Source organism: Bradyrhizobium sp. Ai1a-2, from assembly GCF_000426245.1.
GTDB lineage: Bacteria > Pseudomonadota > Alphaproteobacteria > Rhizobiales > Xanthobacteraceae > Bradyrhizobium.
Genome location: NZ_AUEZ01000152.1, coordinates 1 through 7373 on the forward strand (window position 1 = coordinate 1; position 7373 = coordinate 7373).

At 64.4% G+C, this 7373-nt stretch carries 6 protein-coding genes; 5 read left to right on the forward strand and 1 reads right to left on the reverse strand.

Annotated elements, in window-relative coordinates:
• The first annotated feature begins 312 nt into the window (after positions 1 to 312).
• Together K288_RS0141640 and K288_RS0141645 are read left to right on the forward strand one after the other, a co-directional pair.
• Positions 313 to 2058, forward strand: a complete 1746-nt coding sequence (locus K288_RS0141640; RefSeq protein WP_027584674.1) for a type I secretion system permease/ATPase — start codon at positions 313 to 315, stop codon at positions 2056 to 2058.
• Positions 2055 to 3362 carry an HlyD family type I secretion periplasmic adaptor subunit gene (locus tag K288_RS0141645; protein ID WP_027584675.1) on the forward strand — a complete coding sequence of 436 codons (1308 nt, stop codon included), beginning with the start codon at positions 2055 to 2057 and terminating at the stop codon, positions 3360 to 3362. The genes K288_RS0141640 and K288_RS0141645 overlap by 4 nt, the downstream gene beginning before the upstream one ends.
• Before the next feature lie 195 nt (positions 3363 to 3557).
• Here K288_RS0141645 and K288_RS0141650 read toward each other — a convergent pair whose 3' ends face one another.
• Entirely contained in the window at positions 3558 to 4037 is a 480-nt protein-coding gene (locus tag K288_RS0141650) for a CinA family protein (protein ID WP_027584676.1), read from the reverse strand.
• A 156-nt stretch (positions 4038 to 4193) separates the two neighbouring features.
• Between K288_RS0141650 and K288_RS0141655 the strand changes: the two genes are divergently transcribed.
• The 3 genes from K288_RS0141655 (at position 4194) to K288_RS0141665 (ending at position 6848) form a co-directional block, all read left to right on the forward strand.
• Complete coding sequence (locus K288_RS0141655) at positions 4194 to 5267, forward strand: amidohydrolase family protein (protein ID WP_027584677.1); 1074 nt, start codon at positions 4194 to 4196, stop codon at positions 5265 to 5267.
• Between the two features lie 61 nt (positions 5268 to 5328).
• On the forward strand, positions 5329 to 6435 hold the full coding sequence (locus K288_RS0141660; protein WP_027584678.1) for an amidohydrolase family protein: 1107 nt from the start codon (positions 5329 to 5331) through the stop codon (positions 6433 to 6435).
• Positions 6435 to 6848 (forward strand): Rieske (2Fe-2S) protein, encoded by a 414-nt coding sequence (locus tag K288_RS0141665; protein WP_027584679.1) that lies wholly within the window; start codon positions 6435 to 6437, stop codon positions 6846 to 6848. The genes K288_RS0141660 and K288_RS0141665 overlap by 1 nt, the downstream gene beginning before the upstream one ends.
• The last annotated feature ends 525 nt before the right edge of the window (positions 6849 to 7373 follow it).

Genomic DNA, 7373 nt, shown 5'->3' on the forward strand with positions numbered 1-7373 from the left:
GGCGTCAAACCCCGAAAGCTTGCAATCTCAAACCCCCTCACGACCGAAAAATCGACTCCACATCAATGGCTTGGGCGATTCTTCACGGACGACGGTTCTAGGGCCTGCCTCCGGAACCGCGTTGCGCTGCACTCCGGGCCGCGGCTTGCTGTCAATTAACCATCGCGGTTCAGCCGGTATGCTTGCCTGCCGGGACGGGCAGCCAGGTTAACGCAACCTAATGAATTTTGGGCCGTCGGAAATGGACGCTGGCCGCAAACAACGGTAAAACTCGACCATTACGTAACCCTTTTTTGCAGAGAATAAGAATTCATGGCAGCCGCTTCCGGCGTCCGGCGATCCGAACTCGGCGATGCGCTACGCGCCTGCCGCGCTGCCTTCATCGGCGTCGGCCTGATGAGCTGCGTGATCAATGTTCTGTATCTGACCGGCTCGATCTTCATGCTCGAGGTCTACGACCGCGTGCTGCCGAGCCGCAGCGTGCCGACCCTGGTCGGCCTGGTCGTGCTCGCCGCCGGGCTTTACATCGCCCAGGGCCTGCTTGATCTCCTGCGCGGACGCGTCCTCGGCCGGATCGGCACTTCGCTGGACGAGGCGATCAACGCCCGTGTGTTCGATACCATCGTGCGGCTGCCGCTCGTCATGGGCAATCGCACAGAAGGCCTGCAGCCGCTGCGCGATCTCGACAATGTCAGGTCGTTCCTCGGCAGCCAGGGGCCGGGCGCGTTCTTCGACCTGCCGTGGCTGCCGCTCTATATGGCGATCTGCTTCGCCTTCCACTGGCTGCTCGGCGTCACCGCGCTGGTCGGCGCGATCATCCTGATCACGCTGACGCTGATCACCGAATTCATGTCGCGCAGCCCCGCCAAGGAGGCGATGACGCTCGCCGCCCGTCGCAATGATCTCGCGGCCGCGAGCCGCCGCAATGCCGAGGTGCTGGTGGCGATGGGGATGTCCGGCCGGCTGCGGCGGCGCTGGAGCGAGGCCAACGAGAATTATCTCGCGGGCAACCAGCGCGCGAGCGATGTTGCCGGCGGCCTCGGCGCGGTCGCCAAGGTGCTGCGCATGATGCTGCAGTCCGCGGTGCTCGCGGTCGGCGCCTATCTCGTCATCTTCCAGGAGGCGACCGGCGGCATCATCATCGCGGGTTCGATCCTGAGCGCCCGCGCATTGGCGCCGGTCGATCTCGCGATCGCGCATTGGAAGGGGTTTGTCGCTGCGCGGCAGAGCTGGCATCGGCTGAGCAGGCTGCTGCAGCAGATGCCGCAGGCCGGCACCCAGACCTTGCTGCAGGCGCCGACCAAGCGGCTGTCGGTCGAGGCCGTCTCGCTCGCCCCGCCGGGCGACCAGCGGGTGATCGTGACCGACGTGACATTCGTGCTGGAGGCCGGCAGCGGCGTCGGCATCATCGGTCCCAGCGGCTCCGGCAAGTCGTCGCTGGTGCGCGCGCTGGTCGGCGTCTGGATGCCGTTCCGTGGCAAGGTGCGGCTGGACGGCGCTGCGCTCGACCAATGGTCGCCGGATGTGCTGGGCCGCTATGTCGGCTATCTGCCGCAGGACGTCGAGCTGTTCGCGGGCTCGGTGGCGCAGAACATCTCTCGCTTCGATCCCGAGGCGAAATCGGACGACATCATTGCCGCCGCCAAGCAGGCTGGCGTGCACGAGATGATCATCAAGATGCGCGAGGGCTACGACACCCAGGTGGGCGAGCAGGGCACGGCGCTGTCGGCCGGCCAGGCGCAGCGGATCGCGCTCGCGCGCGCGCTCTATGGCGATCCGTTCCTGATCGTGCTGGACGAACCGAACTCCAATCTCGATAGCGAGGGTGACGAGGCGTTGACGCGGGCGGTACGCTCGGCGCGCGAGCGCGGCGCCGTTGTGGTGGTCGTGGCGCATCGGCCGATCGGGATAGAGGGTGTCGACCAGATCCTGGTGCTGAAGGAAGGCCGCATGCAGGCCTTCGGCCCGAAGGAAACCGTGCTGGCGCAGGTGCTGCAGCCGCGCGTCGCCCCGACGCCGCCGATCAAGATCGTCTCCGAAGCGGGAGGCAAATCATGAGCCAAGAATCGCGCGGGGCGCAGCGCTCGATCCGGCTGCATCTGGTCATCGGCCTCGTCGTCGTGCTGGTGGTGGCCGGCGGCTTCGGCGGCTGGGCCTCCACCGTGCCGATCTCGGGCGCCCTGATCGCGCCGGGCTCGGTGGTGGTCGATTCCAACGTCAAGAAGGTGCAGCACCCGACCGGCGGCGTCGTCGGCGAGGTGCGGGTGCGCGACGGCGACCTCGTCAAGACCGGCGACATCGTGGTGCGGCTGGACGAGACGGTGGTGAAGGCGAGCCTTGCGATCGTGGTCAAGACGCTCAACGGGCTTTATGCACGGGCGGCGCGCCTTGAGGCCGAGCAGCAGGGCCTCGACAAGATTGTTTTTCCGAAAGCCCTGACCGACCGCGCCGACGATCCCGACGTCCGCGACGTCCTGGCGAGCGAAACCAAGCTGTTCGAGGTCCGGGTCAACGGCCGGATCGGCCAGAAGGCGCAATTGCGCGAGCGCATCACCCAGCTCAAGGAAGAGATCGAAGGCCTGAAAGCGCAGGAAGTCGCCAAGGACAAGGAGATCGAGCTGGTGCAGAAGGAGCTCGTCGGGGTCCGCCAGCTCTTTGACCAGCACCTGGTGCAGCTCACGCGTCTGACCACGCTCGAGCGCGACGCCGCGCGGCTCGCCGGCGAACGCGCGCAATACATCGCCGCCCGTGCACAGGCCAAGGGCAAGATCACCGAGACCGAGCTGCAGATCATCCAGGTCGACAAGGACATGCTGGCCGAGGTCTCCAAGGACCTGCGCGAGGCCAACGACAAGATCGGCGAATTCGTCGAGCGCAAGGTGACCGCCGAAGACCAGCTTCGCCGCATCGACATCCGCGCGCCGCAGGACGGCATGGTGCTGCAGTCGACGGTGCACACTGTCGGCGGCGTGATCACCGCGGGCGATGCCATCATGATGATCGTGCCGCAGGCCGACGCTCTCTCGGTCGAAGCCAAGGTCAATCCGCAGGACATTGACAAGCTGCAGATCGGCCAGAAGACGCTGCTGCGTCTGTCAGCCTTCAACCAGCGCACCACGCCCGAGATCAGCGGCGTCGTCACTCGCGTCTCGGCCGACGTCACCTCCGACCAGCGCACCGGGCAGAGCTTCTACACCATCCGCGTCTCGATGCCGCCGGACGAGGTCAAGCGCCTCGGCGACGTCAAGATCATCCCGGGCATGCCGGTCGAAGCCTTCGTCCAGACCGGCGACCGCACCATGCTGTCCTATCTGATGAAGCCCCTGAGCGACCAGTTCATGCGCTCGTTCCGGGAGAAGTAACCCTTGTCGTCCCGGGCTTGACCAAGCAGGCGGAGCGCTGTTGCGTCTCCGCTCCGTCATTGCGAGCGAAGCGAAGCAATCCATGCCTCCGCAAGCGGCGACATGGATTGCTTCGTCGCTATCGCTCCTCGCAATGACGAGAACGCTCCACCTCGTCGCTCCACCTTTGGCGCGTTCGCGGGGACGACAGCTAGTCTAGCGTAAATTCTCCAGCAACAAATTCAGCGCTGCCTTCGCGAACGCCTGCATGTTTGCCTGCCGGTCGCTGCTGCCCGTCTCGAGCGTGATCACGGCTTCCACAGGTCCCGCCAGCGCCATGCAGCTATGGCCCGCGGCGTCGCCGTAGCGGTTGCCGGTGGGGCCCGCCGCGCCGGTTTCGGAGAGGCCCCAATCGGTCGCAAGGCGCGTGAGGATCTGGCTCGCGAGCAGCTTTGCATAAGGTTCCGACGCCGAGCGGATGCCCTTCATCGTCTCGTTGGGAATGTCCATCAGTACCCGCCGCGCATCGCGGGTGTAGATCACGCCGCCGCCGATGAAGTAGGCGGAGGCGCCGGGCACGGCGAGCAGCGCGGCCGAGATCAGGCCACCGGTCGACGATTCCGCCACTGCAATCGTCTGCTTGCGCTCGATCAGCCTGACTGCAATCTTTTCCGCAATGGACACCAGCTCGTTCATCGGCCGCCTCTCTTGTTGTTTGCCATGAAAATTCTCCGGGGCGTCCTGCCTTCCTAGCACACCAGTTCGGCTCCTGCCGAGTTGCGGGCCAATGGCAGGCCTGCTTGAATGCTGGCCAATGAACGGGCGCGGCGTACGCGCGCCAGAGGAAACGCCATGACGTCGCCGTTTGCGGGTGGCGTGGATTGCGATCTGCATCCCGCCGTGCCTCATCTGACCAGCCTCCTGCCCTACATGAACGACTACTGGCGCGACCAGGTGACGACGCGCGGCATGACCGATCTGCTGTCGCAATCCTATCCGGTCAATTCGCCGCTCTCGGCGCGGCCGGATTGGCGGCCGGCGCAGGGCAAGCCGGGCGCCAATCTTGCCGACATGCAGCGCCAGGCGCTCGACAAATTCGCTGTCGCCTATGGCATCTGCAATCCGCTCTATGGCGTGCAGATGGTGTTCAGCGAGGACATGGCGGATACATTCTGCCGCGCGCTGAACGACTGGCTCGCCAAGGAATGGCTCGACAAGGACGATCGGCTGCGCGGCTCGATCGTGATCCCCGTGCAGAGTATCGAGAAATCCGTGAAGGAGATCGAGCGCTGCGCCGAGGATCCGCGCTTTGTCCAGGTGCTGATGCTGGTCATGGGCGACATGCCCTTGGGCAAACGGCACTACTGGCCGATCTATGCCACAGCGGAGCGTCTGGGCCTGCCGATCGGCGTGCACGCCGGCAGCGCCTATCACAACCCGCCGACTTCGGTCGGCTGGGGCTCCTATCACATCGAGGACTATGTTGCGCAGGCGCAGGCCTTCCAGACGCAACTCACCAGCCTGATCGTCGAGGGCGTGTTCGCTCGCCACCCGAATCTGAAAATGGTGATGCTCGAAAGTGGCTTCACCTGGCTGCCGCCTTATCTCTGGCGCCTGCACAAGTTCTGGCGCGGCGTCCGCATGGAGACGCCGTGGGTCGATCGCGCGCCGCTGGAGATTGTGCGCAGCAATATCCGTTTCTCGCTGCAGCCGGTCGACGCGCCGCCGGAAGGCGAGACGCTGAACCGGCTGTTTGACCATATGCAGTCGGACGAATTGCTCCTATTCTCGACCGACTATCCGCACTGGCAGTTCGACGGCGACGAGGTGCTGCCGAAGGGGATTTCGCCCGATTTGGTCCGCAAGATCATGATCGACAATCCACTCGCGACCTACGGCCGCCTCAAGGAATCCGTACGGGCATGATCCCGAAAAGTGGCGTCCGGTTTTCGGACAAGATCATGCCCAAACAAAAGGAGACGACGCCATGAACGTCCAGATTCGTGAACGTCCGGCGGCTGCGTCGTCCAGCGTCAAAACTGCCATCGCCGATTGCGACATCCATCCGGCGCGCGCCACCCAAACCGAGCTGTACCCATTCCTCGCCAAGCGCTGGCACGCACATCTCGAAACCTTCGGTGTGCATCCCTATCAGGGCATGATGGGTGGCCCGCCCTATCCCAAGGCGCAGCCGAATGCATCGCGCCGCGACGCCTATCCGCCGGAAGGCGGTCCGCAGGGCTCCTCGCTTTCCTTCATGCAGCAGCAGCATCTCGATCCGAACAATGTCGCGCTCGGCGTGCTCAATCCGCTCAATACCGGGCAGGGCATCCGCAATCAGGATCTGGCGGTGGCGATCTGCTCCGCAATCAACGACTGGCAGATCGAGAAGTGGACCAGCAAGGACCAGCGCCTCAAAGGCTCAGTCGTCGTTGCCAATGAGGACGGGCAGGCCGCGGCCGCGGAGATCCGCAAGCGCGCAGGGGACAAGAACTTCGTGCAGGTGCTGCTGCTCAGCCGCAATGTCGAGCCGCTCGGCCAGCGCCGCTATTGGCCGATCTATGAGGCGGCGGAGGAGGCCGGGCTTCCAATTGGCGTGCACGCCTTCGGCTTCGGAGGCAATCCCATCACGGCCTCGGGCTGGCCGAGCTTCTACATCGAGGAGATGGTCGGCCACTCGCAATGCCAGCAGACGGCGCTGGCGAGCCTCGTGCTCGAAGGCGTGTTCGAGCGCTTTCCGAAACTGAAGATGGTGATGGTCGAGGCCGGCTTCGGCTGGGCACCGTCGCTGGCCTGGCGGCTCGATAAGGTGTTCGAGCGATTGCATGCCGAGGTGCCGCATCTGAAGCGCCAGCCATCGGACTATATCCGCGACCACATCTGGTGGACCACGCAGCCGATGGAAGATCCTGAGCGGCGCGAGCATCTGTTCCAGACCATCGAATGGATCGGCTGGGACAGGCTGCTGTTCGCGACCGACTATCCGCATTGGGACTATGACGAGCCTTCGCGCGTCCTGCCGGCCGGCGTCAGCGACGCCAACAAGCAGGCGTTCTATCTCGACAACGCGCGCAAGCTGTACGGGCTCGCTTAATGACTCGACATGTGGTTGCCCCGGTGAATGAACTGCCACCGGGCACGAGGAAGTTCCTGGAGATCGACGGCCGGCCGATCGCGGTCTTCAACGTCAAGGGCGAGTTCTTCGGCCTCTTGAACCGCTGCCCGCATCAGGGCGCCTCGCTGTGCGAGGGGCCACTGATCGGGCTCGCGCAATCGTCCGATCCGGGCGAGATCGAATATACGAAACTCGGCGAGATCATCCGCTGCCCCTGGCACGGTTGGGAGTTCGACATCCGCACCGGCCAGTCCTACTGCGACCCGAAGCGCTTCCGCGCGCGAGCCTATCCGGTCACTGTCGAGCCGGGCACGAATCTGGTGAAGGGACCGTATGTCGCTGAGACCATCGCGGTGTCAGTGGAAAGCGACTACGTCGTGGTGGATTTGTAACCTCCCGTCATTGCGAGCGAAGCGAAGCAATCCATCTCACCACGCGTGGAGACATGGATTGCTTCGTCCCTTTCGCTCCTCGCAATGACGGCGGAGTCGTAGGGTGGGCAAAGCGAAGCGTGCCCGCCATTTTATGCTGTGCTCGCGATGGTGGGCACGCTGCGCTTTGCCCACCCTCATATGGGGCTTTGTGAGTCAAGGCTCTCAACGAACAAGCATGGGTCGGTTTTTTGCGGTGAGAGGGCGGCGCGCGAAGCCATGCATAGCGCAGCGCGACGACCGGCCCCCGGGCGAGGATTGGCTTCCGAAGATTTCTGCAGCTCACTGCATCACCTCATATCCGGTCGGATGTTTGATCCGTACCCACCTTCCGCATGCTTGCGGCGAGGAAGCCTGAGAGGATGAGACCCATCTACAAAACGGCTTTGTTCAGCCCCTGGGTGGCACGGTCATCATCCATCCTGTACGGGGCGCGCGGCGTAGAGCCGGCGGGCCCTGGTTGCGTGACTGGAGGCTATGCCGTCT